The organism is Bacillus sp. EA-CB0995 (assembly GCF_055814245.1).
The window spans coordinates 672,151-686,616 of sequence record NZ_CP169269.1; the positions used below are offsets into that span (position 1 = coordinate 672,151).

Annotated in this window: 15 protein-coding genes, 2 pseudogenes and 2 other annotated features; of the genes and pseudogenes, 10 read left to right on the forward strand and 7 right to left on the reverse strand. The window is 37.0% G+C overall.

Going from position 1 to position 14,466, the window contains the following annotated elements:
• The first annotated feature begins 88 nt into the window (after positions 1–88).
• The 3 genes and pseudogenes from ACEWFJ_RS03495 to ACEWFJ_RS03505 all read left to right on the forward strand — a co-directional run bounded on the left by ACEWFJ_RS03495 (position 89) and on the right by ACEWFJ_RS03505 (position 3,100).
• Positions 89–502: a MarR family winged helix-turn-helix transcriptional regulator gene (locus ACEWFJ_RS03495; protein ID WP_473690440.1), complete on the forward strand. Its 414-nt coding sequence runs from the start codon at positions 89–91 to the stop codon at positions 500–502.
• Positions 503–550: 48 nt separating this feature from the next.
• Positions 551–1,249: a pirin family protein gene (locus tag ACEWFJ_RS03500; protein ID WP_098308906.1), complete on the forward strand. Its 699-nt coding sequence runs from the start codon at positions 551–553 to the stop codon at positions 1,247–1,249.
• A gap of 202 nt (positions 1,250–1,451) precedes the next feature.
• Positions 1,452–3,100 (forward strand): annotated as a pseudogene (locus ACEWFJ_RS03505) (M4 family metallopeptidase).
• A gap of 45 nt (positions 3,101–3,145) precedes the next feature.
• Here ACEWFJ_RS03505 and ACEWFJ_RS03510 read toward each other — a convergent pair.
• Together ACEWFJ_RS03510 and ACEWFJ_RS03515 are read right to left on the reverse strand one after the other, a co-directional pair.
• A complete protein-coding gene (locus ACEWFJ_RS03510) occupies positions 3,146–3,460 on the reverse strand; it encodes a metal-sulfur cluster assembly factor (protein WP_473690442.1) in 315 nt (104 codons plus the stop codon).
• A 219-nt stretch (positions 3,461–3,679) separates the two neighbouring features.
• Positions 3,680–4,480, reverse strand: coding sequence for a class I SAM-dependent methyltransferase (locus ACEWFJ_RS03515; protein WP_473690444.1), 801 nt, complete (start codon positions 4,478–4,480; stop codon positions 3,680–3,682).
• Between the two features lie 145 nt (positions 4,481–4,625).
• Positions 4,626–4,898, forward strand: a binding site (T-box leader).
• A 52-nt stretch (positions 4,899–4,950) separates the two neighbouring features.
• Here ACEWFJ_RS03515 and metG point away from each other — a divergent pair.
• Together metG and ACEWFJ_RS03525 are read left to right on the forward strand one after the other, a co-directional pair.
• Positions 4,951–6,585, forward strand: a complete 1,635-nt coding sequence (gene metG / locus ACEWFJ_RS03520) for a methionine--tRNA ligase (RefSeq protein WP_473690446.1) — start codon at positions 4,951–4,953, stop codon at positions 6,583–6,585.
• Between the two features lie 213 nt (positions 6,586–6,798).
• Positions 6,799–7,413, forward strand: coding sequence for a DedA family protein (locus ACEWFJ_RS03525; protein WP_473690448.1), 615 nt, complete (start codon positions 6,799–6,801; stop codon positions 7,411–7,413).
• Between the two features lie 84 nt (positions 7,414–7,497).
• On the opposite strand, the gene ACEWFJ_RS03530 is transcribed toward ACEWFJ_RS03525, so the two are convergent.
• The 3 genes from ACEWFJ_RS03530 to ACEWFJ_RS03540 form a co-directional block, all read right to left on the reverse strand.
• Entirely contained in the window at positions 7,498–7,875 is a 378-nt protein-coding gene (locus ACEWFJ_RS03530; RefSeq protein WP_429719260.1) for a DUF3938 domain-containing protein, read from the reverse strand.
• Positions 7,876–8,043: 168 nt separating this feature from the next.
• Positions 8,044–8,187 (reverse strand): hypothetical protein, encoded by a 144-nt coding sequence (locus ACEWFJ_RS03535; protein ID WP_473690450.1) that lies wholly within the window; start codon positions 8,185–8,187, stop codon positions 8,044–8,046.
• A 21-nt stretch (positions 8,188–8,208) separates the two neighbouring features.
• Positions 8,209–9,102 carry a YitT family protein gene (locus ACEWFJ_RS03540; protein ID WP_473690452.1) on the reverse strand — a complete coding sequence of 298 codons (894 nt, stop codon included), beginning with the start codon at positions 9,100–9,102 and terminating at the stop codon, positions 8,209–8,211.
• A 205-nt stretch (positions 9,103–9,307) separates the two neighbouring features.
• Here ACEWFJ_RS03540 and ACEWFJ_RS03545 point away from each other — a divergent pair, with 205 nt between their 5' ends.
• From ACEWFJ_RS03545 to ACEWFJ_RS03560, 4 genes and pseudogenes are all read left to right on the forward strand, one after another.
• A complete protein-coding gene (locus ACEWFJ_RS03545; protein ID WP_098308893.1) occupies positions 9,308–9,601 on the forward strand; it encodes a hypothetical protein in 294 nt (97 codons plus the stop codon).
• A 22-nt stretch (positions 9,602–9,623) separates the two neighbouring features.
• The gene (yidC, locus tag ACEWFJ_RS03550; RefSeq protein ID WP_473690454.1) at positions 9,624–10,427 is read left to right on the forward strand and encodes a membrane protein insertase YidC; all 804 of its coding nucleotides are present in this window, start codon (positions 9,624–9,626) and stop codon (positions 10,425–10,427) included.
• A gap of 249 nt (positions 10,428–10,676) precedes the next feature.
• Positions 10,677–10,914, forward strand: a binding site (T-box leader).
• Positions 10,915–10,982: 68 nt separating this feature from the next.
• A pseudogene (locus tag ACEWFJ_RS03555) lies at positions 10,983–12,310 on the forward strand (APC family permease).
• A gap of 104 nt (positions 12,311–12,414) precedes the next feature.
• Positions 12,415–12,588, forward strand: a complete 174-nt coding sequence (locus tag ACEWFJ_RS03560; RefSeq protein WP_473690456.1) for a hypothetical protein — start codon at positions 12,415–12,417, stop codon at positions 12,586–12,588.
• Positions 12,589–12,610: 22 nt separating this feature from the next.
• Here ACEWFJ_RS03560 and ACEWFJ_RS03565 read toward each other — a convergent pair whose 3' ends face one another.
• Complete coding sequence (locus ACEWFJ_RS03565) at positions 12,611–13,369, reverse strand: TrmB family transcriptional regulator (RefSeq protein WP_473690458.1); 759 nt, start codon at positions 13,367–13,369, stop codon at positions 12,611–12,613.
• Between the two features lie 52 nt (positions 13,370–13,421).
• Between ACEWFJ_RS03565 and ACEWFJ_RS03570 the strand changes: the two genes are divergently transcribed.
• Positions 13,422–13,610: a hypothetical protein gene (locus ACEWFJ_RS03570; protein WP_473692658.1), complete on the forward strand. Its 189-nt coding sequence runs from the start codon at positions 13,422–13,424 to the stop codon at positions 13,608–13,610.
• 189 nt (positions 13,611–13,799) lie between these two features.
• Here the strand turns inward: ACEWFJ_RS03570 and ACEWFJ_RS03575 are convergent, their stop codons facing one another.
• On the reverse strand, positions 13,800–14,429 hold the full coding sequence (locus ACEWFJ_RS03575; protein WP_440602998.1) for an adhesin: 630 nt from the start codon (positions 14,427–14,429) through the stop codon (positions 13,800–13,802).
• Positions 14,430–14,466: the final 37 nt, after the last annotated feature.

The window sequence follows — 14,466 nt, forward strand, 5'->3', positions numbered from 1 at the left end:
GTTTTAGTTTTACCTACAAAAAGAAAGTAGTTGACATTTCTATAGTTTAGTTCTAAACTATAGTTACAAAGCTTAGCGAGGTGATGGAATGAAAACAGATGAACGACTTGGTTTATTAGTATGGTTTCGTTTATCACGCTTTTACAACCAAAGTATTAGAGAAACGAATCAGCATTTAAAAAAATGGGATTTGTCTGCTGCACAATTTGATGTATTAGTGCAAGTTGGAGCAGGAGATCGTTTAACACAGCAAGAATTAGGGCAAAAGCTTTTCGTTACAAAAGGAAACGTTACGCAGCTTTTGAGTAAAATGGAGCAGCTTGATTTGATTCAAAGAGAGCAAGACGGAAAAACGAAATATCTTTCCTTAACAGAGAAAGGTAAAGCACTGTATGAAGAAGTTGTTCCGCCCCAAGAAAGATTTCAAGCAGCGCAATTTTGCAAGTTGGATCGCGAGGAACAGAAACAGCTGCTAGCATTACTTCGTAAATTACAATCATAAAAATTTTAAATAAATATCTCGAATTCGAGATAAAATGAGGTGAAGGATATGTTCAAAAAAATTGATCATAAACAAATGGGAAGAGCAAATCACGGTTGGTTAAATACACATTTTCATTTTTCATTTGCAGATTACTACAACCCAAATAATATGAGATTTGGTGCACTTCGCGTAATTAATGATGATTTAGTAGCAGCACAAACAGGATTTGATACGCATCCACACCGTGATATGGAGATTATTTCTTATGTAGTGGACGGGGCATTAACGCACCAAGATAGTATGGGAAACCGCGGGACAATTGAGCGCGGTCATGTGCAATACATGAGTGCTGGAACAGGTGTCTTCCATAGTGAGCACAACTTAGGAGATGAAACATTGCGTCTTCTGCAAATTTGGATTTTACCAGACCGTGCTGGTCATACGCCAAATTACGGTGAATTTAAATTTGATTGGAATAAACGTGAGAATACATGGTTCCACATGGTTTCACCAATTGATGGCGGTGCACCGATTGAAATTCATCAAGATGCAAATCTGTACTCTCTTGCTTTAGAAAAAGGAAAAGAGATTACATTCCCAGTTGGTGAAGGGCGTCAAGCTTATTTGGTTCAAATTGAAGGAAGCGGCATTGTGAATGGTGAAACGTTAGTGATGAGAGATGCAGCAGAAGTCATTGAAGAAGATATCCACATTCAAGCAGCAGAAACAGCTCATTATTTAGTAATTGAGATGAAGAAACAATAATTAAGTGAAACTTTCAACAGTGAGGGGGCGGCTTACTGCCCGTTAATAAAAATATGCCACGAGTAGCGTCTATAGATAGCGCTGCTCTTTTTTTGTATGAATTTTCTGTCGAAATTTTCTAAAATTTAAACGGGAGGTTATTACTATTATCTCTAGAATTGTATAAAAGTGTCAAAACATTAGGGGATGGGGAGTGTTGTTTTTGAAAAAGAAGGTATTATCTTCAACGTTAGCTTTATCTCTAGCTTTAGGGGATTTGCGACATTTGGTACGTCACGTACATATGCAGCAGAGCAAAAAGTTCAATATAACCAAGAATTTCAGACACCATCTTATATTGGGGAAGAGTGGAAAGCACCGGAAGGACTAGATAAAAAAGAAACGGTGTTTGAGTATTTAAAGAGTAAGAAAGACATGTTTAAATTAGCAGGAAATATGGAGAAACATTTTGAAATCGTTGGAGAAGAAAAAGACGCAGAAGCGGGAACAACGCATGTGAAGCTTATTGAAAAATATAATGGTGTTCCTGTATATGGCTCTGATCAAACAGTAGCAATTGATAAAGATAATAATGTGAAAGCATTTTTCGGACAAGTTATACCGAATTTAGAAAATAAAAATATCCCAGAAAATGCAAGTATTTCAGAAGATGAGGCTGTAAATATTGCAAAAGCTGGTATTGAGAAAGAAATTGGAAAAGTAGACAACTATGATGGTATTAAGAAAGATTTATATGTATATGAAAAAGATGGGCAATATTATCTGTCTTATCTTGTAAAAGCATCTACTTCAAAACCGGCACCAGGCTATTGGCATTATTTCGTTGATGCAACAAACGGAAATGTCATTGAGAAGTACAATGCGATTGATCATATTACTGGATTTGGTTACGGTGTAGCGGGAAATCGAACAAGTTTTGAAATGGCACAGGACTCAAAAACTGGAGCTTTTTATTTATTCGATGGGACACGTGGAAAAGGTGTTCATACATTTGATGCAGAAAATATGGATGAAAATTGGTTCAACTTATTCTCACAATGGCTTGGATATACCGGTGAGGAAATAGAAAGTAAAAATAAATTCTTCGAGGATAAAGCAGCTGTTGATGCGCACGCTAATGCTGAGAAAGTATACGATTATTATAAGAAAACATTCAATCGTAATTCCTTTGATAACAACGGAGCGAAGTTAATTTCTACTGTTCACGTAGGGGAGAAATGGAATAATGCAGCGTGGAACGGTGTCCAAATGATGTATGGTGATGGTGATGGAAAAGTATTCATTCCATTATCAGCTGGACTTGATGTTATTGCGCATGAGCTGACTCATGCAGTAACAGAATACTCCGCAGATCTAGTGTATAAAAACGAACCTGGTGCATTAAATGAATCGTTATCTGATATTATGGGCGCAATGGTGGACCGTGATGATTGGGAGATGGGAGAAGATATTTATACGCCAGGTAAAGCGGGAGATGCACTGCGTTCTTTAAGCAATCCTGCAGCTATTCCAAATCCATTAAAGCCAACTGAAGGCTATCCAGATCATTACAGTAAACGCTACACAGGAACGGTTGATAATGGTGGTGTTCATATTAATAGCAGTATTAACAACAAAGCTGCATACTTAGTTTCTGAAGGTGGCACTCATTACGGTGTTACTGTAAATGGTGTTGGCCGCGCAGCAACAGAAAAAATTTATTACCGTGCTCTTACAAAATATTTAACTGCAAACTCAAACTTTAGCATGATGCGCAAAGCTGCAATTCAAGCGGCTACAGATTTATACGGCCAAAATTCTAAAGAAGTACAAGCTGTAACAAAAGCATATGATGCAGTAGGTGTAAAATAAGAAATAAAGAAGACCTGACTTTGATAATGTCAGGTCTTTTTTTATCTAATCGCGAATTCCTAGTGCGATTTTTGCCATGCGGGACATACGTTCTTTGGACCAAGGAGGATTCCAAACAACATTTACTTCTATTTCATTTACCTCTGGAACATTTGTCGATAATACCTTTTTTACATCAGATACAATTTGTCCAGCCATTGGACAACCGATAGAAGTCATTGTCATTGTAATAACAGCATTATTGTGTTCGTCAGTTGTGACATCATATACTAGCCCAAGGTTTATAATATCTACGCCAAGCTCAGGGTCAATTACAGCTTCTAAATTGGCATATACTTTATCTTCTAAAGTTTGAGACATATGAAAACACCTCTATTCATGATTGATATTTATTCTCATTATACAAGATGGAAAGAGAAGATGCAGTGATTGAGCTCACAGCATTTTTTTCTAGATCAAAAAAGTATTCCTCATAAAGTTTCACTTTATCCTATTTAATCACGCTTTAGTAATCCCCAACTTCGACTTATACGCGCTATACATAGAAGAAAAACTCTCTTCATTTTAAAGAGAGTTTTTCTATATATTTTTGGCGATCAGTGTATATAGTCCAGGAATGCGACGTTCAATTCCTTCCGGCGCGTGAGGTGGAAAGACCCATTTTTGCTTTGCCCCACATTCTTCTGTGAGCTCTTCGATACGGAGTCCAGCTTGGGCGATTTTTGTTACAATTTCTCCTAACGTCCATCTGCGAATCGTATTTTTAGGTAAAGAGGAGCGCTCTGCTTCTGATAAGAGCATACTGTATGCTACATCTACTTCGATTACATCTTCATAAAAGTAATTTCCATTTGCGATTGCTTGGTTATCTTCTATTTGTAGAAGTTTTGTATACATTGGGTGATAGTCGCGTAAAAGGAATGTTCCACCTTGTTTTAGCAATTGAGAAATAAGTGTAAATAAAGGCTCTAAATCTATGAAATAGTGGAGCACACCAAGCTCAAGTAATACTACGTCGAATGAGCCTATTGTCTCTGGTAAATCTAGTACATCAGACACGATGTATTCAATATGTGTTTTAGCGGCTGCGGCAAGTTCTTTAGCATATTTCGCATTGCTCTCTGAAATATCGACAACCGTTACTTCTGCCCCTAATAATGAAAGGGCAACCGCCTTACTTCCTTTTGATCCCATTAAATTTATAATTCGTTTTCCTCGCATTTCACCGATGTAAGGCAAATAATAAGCGACCTCGGCAGTAGGGTTTTCCCGTATTTGCTTGCCAAAAGAATGCGGCGTTCCGTGGCGATTTGTCCAAGCTTCATAAGCGGCTTTACTCCAGCCCGCTTTATTCTTTGCGCTTAATTGCTGTTGATTCAAAATGATCTCCCCTTTCCATGAAGATGTATAAGTTCTTCGTAAACATGGAATTTCCTTTCAATGGAATGAATTGTAATTTTTTTTGAAATAAAACGAACGAATAGTTTGATTTTTCTGTATAATATTATAAAATGTAAATTACATATGAAAAGCGTTGAAGAGGAAAAGTAGAATGAAATCATTCTTTCCAGAGAGCTTCGGTAGCTGAGAAGAAGCAAGAATACTCATTTGAACAATGGCCTCTGAGCTTCGTCCTGAACTTATCACTTGATAATAGTAGGCGACGACGAGTGTTGGCTCTCGTTATCAAAGTCACAGTATACGAGCAATAGTTGCTCCGTACTTGCAGAGGTCAGTCGTGTGAGCGATTGACGAAATAAGGTGGTACCACGACTGTATATACAGCCTCGTCCTTATCTTTTTAAAAGATAGGGGCGAGGCTTTTTTATTTTTAAAGGGGGGCATGTAGGATGAATATTTTTATTGGAGGCGCTTGGCCATATGCAAATGGTTCATTGCACCTTGGTCATATTGCTAGTTTACTGCCAGGAGATATTTTAGCGCGTTATTACCGTTTAAAAGGAGACAATGTGTTATATGTATCAGGAAGTGACTGTAACGGTACACCGATTGCAATTCGTGCTAAGCAGGAGAGAGTAAGTGTAAAAACAATTGCGGATCGCTATCATGAGGAATTTGAACGATGTTTTCAGAAGTTAGGTTTTTCCTATGATTGCTATACACGTACTGACTGTGTTCATCATCATGAAGTAGTTCAGAACATTTTCTTAGAGCTTTTAGAAAAGGGGCTTATTTATAAAAAGAAGGTGGAGCAAACATATTGTGAGACTTGTGCGCAGTTTTTGCCGGACCGTTATGTGGAAGGGATTTGTCCGCAATGCGGCGCACAGGCGCGTGGTGATCAGTGCGATGCATGTTCTGCTATTTTGGATCCGATAGATTTATTAGAGAAAACATGTAAGTTGTGTGGCAGTGTGCCAACAATTAAGGAGACAGAGCATTTTTATTTTGCACTAACGTCATTACAGAAGCAGTTAGAAGAGTATATAGAAACGGTGAAACAGAATGGCACGTGGCGTGAGAACGCCGTGCAGCTGGCGCAGCGATATTTACAAGAAGGATTACAAGACCGTGCTGTTTCAAGAGATTTGCCAATTGGAGTAAGCGTTCCGGTTGCTGGGTACGAAGAGAAGAAGGTGTACGTTTGGATTGAGGCTGTGTCTGGTTATTATTCAGCAAGTAAACAATGGGCACAAGAAATAAACTGTGATGATACACCATTTTGGCAAGCGGATACACGGACGTATTATGTGCATGGCAAAGATAATATTCCATTTCATACAATTATTTGGCCAGCTATTTTGCAGGGAATACAAGCGAAAGCATTACCAGAATATATTGTTTCTAATGAATATTTAACGGTGGAAAAAAGGAAGTTATCTACGAGTAGGAACTGGGCTGTATGGATACCAGACATGTTAAAGGAATATAATCCTGATTCGATACGCTATTTTTTAACTATAAACGCACCAGAAAATCGAGATACAGATTTTTCGTGGCGAGAGTTTATTTATAGTCATAATAGTGAATTGTTAGGAGCATATGGAAACTTTGTTAATAGAACGCTGAAGTTTCTTGAAAAATATTACGAGAATACTGTACCAACTGGACACATCAATCAAGAAATTGAAGAAAAGCTAAAAGGATTATATATGGAAGCAGGGCGATTGATTGAAAAAGCGCATTTTAAACAAGCACTAGAACTAATTTTTGAAACGATTCGTTATGCTAATAAATATTTCGATGAGAGACAGCCTTGGAAACAAATAAAAGAGGACAAGAGAGCCTGCGATGAAACAATGCGAAATTGCGTTCATTTCATTATAAACTTTGCACAAGTATTAGCGCCGTTTCTTCCGTTTTCATCTGCACAAGTACAACAAATGTTAGAGGTTTCTCAGAGCAAATGGAATTACATCACTGAATGTCCAGCTTATATTTCGAATGTATCACCGTTATTTGAACGTATCGATGTGAAGAAAATTGAGGAAGAAGTGGAAAAACTGTATGGGTCTTTAATATGAAAAAATATATAATCACTTTCTTTTGTTCTGCTTGAAACGTTTTACAGCAAACAAAAGAAAGTGATGAATTATATACAAAGCACTTTCCTTACAAAAATGTAATCTTATTGTAAGCCATTGCGATAGTAGTTTCGACAAGGTTTTTATACAATAAAGATACAAAATCAGTACGTGCTAGAAGAATGGGTATCAATAAGAAAAGGAGAGCGAGAGATGGAATGGATTCACGACTTATTTCAACAGCATGCCTACTATGTTGTACTTATTGGATTGATGCTAGAGTATATTGCATTTCCGTTTCCGGGAGAGCCAACATTAGCGTATGCAGGGTATTTGGCACATACCGGTGAGCTACATCTAGTGCCGCTAATTTTTTTATCTTTTGTAGGAACAAGTGTAGGTATGACAATTCAGTACTTTGTCGGAAACAAGCTTGGGATGCCATTTATACAAAGGTACGGAAAATATGTCTTTTTAACACAGCGCAAAATTGATTTAACGAATAAATGGTTTGATAAGTACGGTTATTTTTTAATCTTTATTGGTTTCTTTATTCCTGGTGTGCGTCATTTTACAGGATACTTTGCAGGAATTATTAATTTACCATTTCGCCGCTTCGCGATGACGATTTATTCTGGAGCATTGCTTTGGGTATCATTCTTTTTAGGGGGCGGTTATTGGTTAGGTGGAAACTTAGATAATATTTTTAGAGCGGTTGAAGGCCATATTGGAAAGATTATTATCGGTGTTGTTGTGGTCGTGGCAGCAGGTGCAGCGGTAGGATTCCGTAAACAAATTAAACGTGTGTTTGCTCAGACAATAAATTAAAAATATCCATTCTATGTCGAAAAAGGTGGTCTCTGAAATGTACCCTTTACAAAGGGCACATTTCAGAGACCACCTTCTTTTTTATTACGAATTACTTTCCATTTGAACATGGCTTTCATCTTGTAGTAAATCAAAGATATCTGCTAAGCAAAATGCGATAAACCAAGTCCAAAGACCATGGAAGAAAGCTGTACTAAGTTGCAGAGGTAAATCATAAGTTGTTGTTGAAAATGAGATACAACCGCCGACAATTCCAATCATCGTTAAAAGTGTTGTTTTTCTTGCGTTCTCTTCCGGATTGAAAAGGAAGAAAGTAAACGAGCCTAAAATTGAAGCGCTTACAATAGAATCGATTCCATTCATATATAAATTTTCACCAGTATGAGTATTTGTCCAAAAGCATACGAGACCGCCTGCTACGGCAAATAATGTAGCAATTATAAATCTAATTCGTTTGTTCATACGTTCATCTCCTTTATCGTCATCATTTGAACAGGAGGACCTGAATTTTAATTAATAAAAATTAAATAAGAAGATATAGTTATTATCTACTTTTATGATATATACATAGTATAACATGTTTTAGATTTGAATAAAAATAATTATCTGATATTTCTAGTTTTTGATGTTTCACATAGCTATAAACATCTTTCCATTTCCTTCTATATCATAAAGTGAAACTTCCATCAGTGGGGGGTTTTTCATCCCCCACTGATGGTTAGTTGAACCAATCGGGCTTTTACGGAACTCTTTTATATGCAAATAAAAACGCAAGGATTTCCTCCTTGCGTTTTGTTATATACGTTTAAATCGTCCAACCACTTCTACTGTTTCTGTAATGTTAATAAAAGCATGGCTATCAACGTGTCGGATTAGACGTTTAATTTCTCCTAATTCATAGCGCGTAACAACTGTGTAAATCATTTTTTTCTTATGATCTGTATATCCACCGACAGCATCAACCATTGTTACACCGCGAATTCCGTTTTGTAGTAATGCTTTTTTAATGGCACTTCCTTTTTCTGTAACGGTCATCACTGTTAATTTAATGTGCTTTGTATGAATAGAATCGATGACTTTACTTACAACAAATCGGCTGATAAGTGTGTAAAGTGTAATATCCCATCCAAAAATAAAACCACCGACTGCAAGTAGAATAAGGTTAAAGGCAAAAATAATGGATCCAATAGAAATATCTCTATGTTTTGCTACAATTAACCCAATAATATCGAATCCACCTGTCGAAGAAGCAAAGCGGAAAATGATTCCTGTTGCAGCTCCGCATAATACACCACCAAAAACAGAAGACAGCAAAACATCCTCAGAAATTTGATGAACTGGAATGATATTCATTGCAAGAGTCGATACAGCAAGAAAGTATGCTGTTAAAAAAGTTGTTTTCTTTCCTAGATAAAAATAGCTAAGAAAGAGCAGTGGAATGTTTAATAAAAAGATGAGTGCACCAATGCTATAGTGCATTAAGTAACCGATAATCATCCCAACGCCAGCAAAGCCGCCACTAATCATGTGGTGTGGAATAAAAAACATATTCATTGAAATTGCATAGAGGATTGAAGCGACTGAAATAACAACAAGTTGAATGATGAATTCTAAATGCAATGTTTTTGCGGCTGGGAATGCTAAAAAGGCGGTATCGGGAACGTAATCGGCGTCTCCTAGTTGGCCCATAGTCTGTTTTCATCTCCATATTCGTTTTTGATTACAAGAAGAGAATAATGCTTTTTTCAAACACTGGCAATAGTTTTATTATTATACGAAAATTTTATAAAATTTTTACAATTTAAGTGTATGAATAAAAACATGAATATGTAAAATATAAGGAATTTACATGTGGAAGCAGTATGATATAATCCTGTCATAAGGATGTGAAGAGATGGAATTCCTATTGCAAGATGCAATGTTATGTATATCTGTTGTAACAACGGCACTTTGTTTATTAGAAGTCTTATTTCTCACTAATGTTTCACGTTTTGTACGTCAGCAAACATATAGAGGTAGACAGAAAGCTTTCGCAGTCGTTGAAACATGTGAGGAGCATATAGGGAATAGTTTACTTTTCTCTATCTTTTATAAACATGGAATGGCCCACTCAGTTCGCAGGCAAGAAGCAAGCGGAGAGAGTGACGATGTAGGTCCGTATATAACCAATGTTTCGTTAACGAATTAAGAAACATTGGAGGAATATATATATGTTTAAATCATACCGAGCTTGGCTCGTAAGTTTATCTTTATTACTTGTTGTTGTTTTATCTGGTTGTAGTAATGCGAATGCAAATGCAGGACCAGTTGATGCGAATAGTCCAGGATTTTGGAATCACTTTATTGTATATCCAATTTCTGTTATGCTGCAGTTTGTGGCGCACCATTTGCCGAATCATAGCTTTGGGATTGCCATTATCATTATTACGATTGTAGTTCGTACGATATTACTGCCGCTGACGATTACGCAATATCGCAGCCAATTAAAAACGAAAAAAATGCAGCCAAAGCTTCAGAAATTGAAGGAAAAGTATGGCGATACGACGAAGAATCCGGAAAAACAAAAGCAATATCAACAAGAAATGATGACTTTAATGAGAGAGGACGGTGTAAACCCGCTGATGGGTTGTTTACCGTTGCTGCTGCAAATGCCGGTCTTCTCAGGATTGTACTATGCAATTAGTCACACGGAAGAGATTCGTTCATCTTCTTTCTTATGGGTAAATTTAGGACATGCAGATCCTTATCACATTTTACCTGTCCTTGCTGCTATGACAACATTCCTGCAAATGAAAGTATTTCAGTCTAATATGACAGGAGAACAAGCTCAAAGCCAAGTATTAAAAGTCCAGCAGTTTATGATGCCGGCAATGATTTTATTTATGGGATCTGCTGCACCATCAGGACTTGTCTTGTATTGGATTACAAGTAACCTATTTACTGTGGTTCAAACTATAGTATTGAAGAAAGTCATGGATCGTGAAGATGTACAAGTGCAAGGGCAAGGGGCATAAGAAAAATTTATTTTTATAAATAAGACAGTGCTTGTGAGAGCACTGTCTATTTTTGTGATTTCGATATACGAAATTGATGCATGAATGTAATGACCACTTGTTATCGGCTTGATTATGAAGGGGCTTGGGGGTTAATAGAGAGGAACTTTACATCTGTTATATTATACTGAGATAATTTGTATGTGTAATATAAAACACGCTTGCATTTTTTCAAAAATTCAATATAATGAACAGTAACAACAACATTCGACAAAAGTATTGATAAGGACATGATCTATTTTTTACGATTCTCAGAGAGGGAAGTCTTAGGCTGTGAACTTCCTAATACGAAAGAATAGTTTACCACCTTTGAACTGCAGCAGTGAACGAGCATCTAGTAATTGTTTGCCGGCAACAGCCGTTATCTGAAACTTGAGCAATTGGCGCTTTGTGTCTTCGTGTCAATTGGAACAAGGGTGGAACCGCGAATCAAACACTCGTCCCTTTTTTAGGGAGGAGTGTTTTTTTATTTTATTTTATTTAGATCAAACTAGGATTAGAGGGAGGAGACGCAGTATGCATCACGATGACAAAAATAAAATTGGCCTAACAGTCGCATTATCAATCGTTGTCGGAACAATTATCGGCTCTGGGGTATTTATGAAGCCAGGTAAGGTACTGGATTACGCAGGAAGTTCTAACATGGCAATCTTTGCTTGGGTAGTAGGGGGATTTTAACCTTAGCAAGTGGTTTAACTGTTGCAGAAATTGGAGCGCAAATTCCGAAAAATGGTGGCTTGTATACGTATTTAGAAGAGATTTACGGAAGATTTTGGGGTTATTTATCTGGATGGATGCAAACACTTGTATATGGACCAGCAATTATTGGAACATTAGGATTGTATTTTAGTTCGTTAGTTTTAAACTTTTTCCATATTGATAAAGTGTGGAATTTACCAATCGCGATTGGAACAGTTGTATTTCTTGGTGCTGTAAATAGTGTTGGAACAAAGTATGGGGGTATTGTTCAAACTGTGACAACAGTTGGGAAAATGATCCCGGTTGTACTTATTATTGTGATGGGATTTTGGAAAGGGGACAGCGATATATTTAACGTCGTTGTACCAGCGTCCGCAAATCAAAGTATTGGGATGGCAATTTTGGCAACATTATTTGCATATGATGGTTGGATTTTACTAGCGTCTATCGGCGGTGAAATGAAAAATCCAACAAAGCTATTGCCAAAAGCGCTGACAATTGGAATCCTTGTGGTAACAGCAGCGTATGTGTTGATTAATACGGCATTATTAAAAGTGTTACCAGCCCCGCAAATTGTTGCACTTAGTGAGAATGCAACAGCAAAAGCGGCTGAAATGTTATTAGGTGAATACGGTGGGAAATTGATTAGTATTGGGGTTATCGTTTCAATTTTCGGATGTTTAAATGGAAAAATTTTAACATTCCCACGCATTCCAGTATCAATGGCGGAACTTGGTCAGCTACCGTTTTCAAAATTTATTGCGAAAATTAATGATAAGTTTAAAACGCCAGCAAATGCAATTTTTGTAGAGATTCTACTTGGTATTATTTTAATGATTGTAAGTGACCCGAATAAATTGTCCGAGATTTCCGTATTTATTATTTATATTTTCTATGTGATGACATTTATCGGTGTATTCATTTTACGAAAACGTAATGCAGGACAAAAACGTGAATATAGTGTTCCTTTATATCCAATCGTACCAATCATAGCAATTTTAGGATCATTCTTTGTAATTGGAAGTGCGATTATTAATGATCCAATCAGTTGTTTCTTGTCAATTGGTATCGTATTAACTGGATTACCAGTGTATTGGTATTTGAATAAGAAAGAGGTAAAGTTGAATAAGAAAAAGGTAAGTTAGTCGATAATGAATTTTGAAATAGGCATCTTTTGGAGATGCCTATTTTTTTGTGCAAGGATGTTGAAAGAGATTGTGGAATATGTTGTTAAAAGGAGGTGTTTACAGTGTTAACGTCTGCTGTCGAATTTATCTTTATGATTGCACCACTTGCATTGCTTGCCTTTGTGTTTCGATGGATTCGTTTTATTTATATAAACTCAGAAGAACAAATAAAACAAAATGAACAAATTATTTCGTTGTTATCGGATATAAAGAATCAAAATGAAGAACGGACATGAGTGGGAATACATGTCCGTTTTTTTAATAACGTAATTTCATTAATATGCTTCGAATTTCTTCATCGTTCATAAATAAATCATGATGCTTTTCTGTAATTTTCGCAAGGGCAACGTCATGATAGAAAAATTCTGTGAAAAATTTAACGAATGGCTGAGACATTGTTTTCATTGCTTGCCATGAGTTTTGCTCAACACCTGCAAATAAAATTTCATGATCATCGATAATGATGAGTAAAAAGCGTTCAAGTGCATCATGTTCTTCTGTTGGGATGAGAAGGTGAATTTGTTCTAGTGTTGTATCAAGATTCCCTACAACAAGTGCTTCTATCTCTACACCTTGCTTTTTCTTCTCTTCTAATAACGGCATATATTCTAGGAACGTATCATTCCATGCAGACATACGGATGGATTTCTTTGCTTCCTGCACAAGTTGTTTACTTTGCGCATGAATGGAAGACTGCATTTTTAAGCTCCAAACACGGTCATCTGTATATATTTTTTTCGATACGCTGTTTTGTAACTCTTCAATATTTGATTGAAATTCTGCGGTTAACTTTTCGATAGCAAGCTGCAGCGGCAAGGCGATATATAGTTTTTTCTTTTCAGAAACAGAATCCATCACCATGCCTTTATCAATAAGACGTGCCAATACTTCGTATATCTTTGCTTTCGGAACACCAGAATACTTCACGATGCTCGTTGCATCAAGCGGCTCTTCGCTTGAAACGAGGACTTCGTATGCTTGACTTTCATATTGTGAAAAACCGAATCTTTGTAACATAGTTCCTCCTGAACGAAAATTTCTTCTTTCTTAAGAATAAGGAACTCTCTTCGTGAATACAAGGGAAGAAGCTTCTTCTCTTGTGATTGAAACAGAAGCGGCAGCTGTATCAGAAGAAGTTAATGCAGCGACAGAAACACAGGTAACTCATTTAGAAAAAGTGTCAGGAACGATGAAGCAATTAACAGTGGAAATGAGCGATTTGGAAAAGCTAGTAGAACAGTTTAAAATAGAAAATTGAACTTTAGGCTGTCGGGATTTTCCCGACAGCCATTTTTTGAGGTGAATTTCTGTTGTATATTGTCGGAAGGTCTTTATCCCGCATTAACGGGCAGTAAAGGATGGAGAAGAGAGGGGAAGAAAACTGCCCCACTTCCGCCGATATATCGTGAAAAACGCCGATATATTGAGATTGTAACTCTTTTCATATTTAATTATGGACAGCTTGGAATGTGAGGATGCCGTTACTTTCTGTTACCATTAATGTCCCGCCAATAGCTTGTGTTGTATATTGATGAGATGTGCGATCAGTTAATCCAAGTTGTTCTAAAATAGACATAACACCTTGCTGACCAAGAGAAGGGTCTAAGCTCAAAATAACAAGACCTACCGTTGCATAAAAGGCTGAAGTGTCTTGTTCAGAAGCATCTGAACCGACAACAGCAACAGCACCGATATTGCCGTTAGATTTATAAATTGTCATGCCAAATCCTAAACCATTGCTGAATGTTCCATTGTACGTAACAGTTGCTTGATCCTCTGTGAATAGCTTAACATTTCCTAAGTTATATCCGGATGGCTTTCCAAGACGGTTAAAAGTGGAAACATATTCTTGGATAGTTCGAGTTGTCTCAGCTTGTGCTGGTTGATGTGGATTAGGTTGGCCTGGTTGAGGAGCAGGTTGTGGGTTTGGGGTAGGAGCTGGGGCTGGTATTTGTTCTGGTGGAACTGGCTTTTCAACTGGAGGAGAAGAAGTTGGTTTGTCTTTCTCTTTCTCACACGCTGTTGTTCCTAGCAGAAGACTTCCTGCTAATAATAAGGTAATAAATAAACGTTTCATAATCCACTTCCTTTCAAAGTTGCGAAAATGCGATTTC

Bases quoted from the DNA above. Each gene is read 5' to 3' on its own strand.
- ACEWFJ_RS03495 (WP_473690440.1), top strand. From the start codon at position 89: ATGAAAACAGATGAACGACTTGGTTTATTAGTATGGTTTCGTTTATCA.
- ACEWFJ_RS03500 (WP_098308906.1), top strand. From the start codon at position 551: ATGTTCAAAAAAATTGATCATAAACAAATGGGAAGAGCAAATCACGGT.
- ACEWFJ_RS03510 (WP_473690442.1), bottom strand. From the start codon at position 3,460: ATGTCTCAAACTTTAGAAGATAAAGTATATGCCAATTTAGAAGCTGTA.
- metG (WP_473690446.1), top strand. From the start codon at position 4,951: ATGAATATTTTTATTGGAGGCGCTTGGCCATATGCAAATGGTTCATTG.
- ACEWFJ_RS03525 (WP_473690448.1), top strand. From the start codon at position 6,799: ATGGAATGGATTCACGACTTATTTCAACAGCATGCCTACTATGTTGTA.
- ACEWFJ_RS03530 (WP_429719260.1), bottom strand. From the start codon at position 7,875: ATGAACAAACGAATTAGATTTATAATTGCTACATTATTTGCCGTAGCA.
- ACEWFJ_RS03540 (WP_473690452.1), bottom strand. From the start codon at position 9,102: ATGGGCCAACTAGGAGACGCCGATTACGTTCCCGATACCGCCTTTTTA.
- ACEWFJ_RS03545 (WP_098308893.1), top strand. From the start codon at position 9,308: ATGGAATTCCTATTGCAAGATGCAATGTTATGTATATCTGTTGTAACA.
- yidC (WP_473690454.1), top strand. From the start codon at position 9,624: ATGTTTAAATCATACCGAGCTTGGCTCGTAAGTTTATCTTTATTACTT.
- ACEWFJ_RS03565 (WP_473690458.1), bottom strand. From the start codon at position 13,369: ATGTTACAAAGATTCGGTTTTTCACAATATGAAAGTCAAGCATACGAA.
- ACEWFJ_RS03575 (WP_440602998.1), bottom strand. From the start codon at position 14,429: ATGAAACGTTTATTTATTACCTTATTATTAGCAGGAAGTCTTCTGCTA.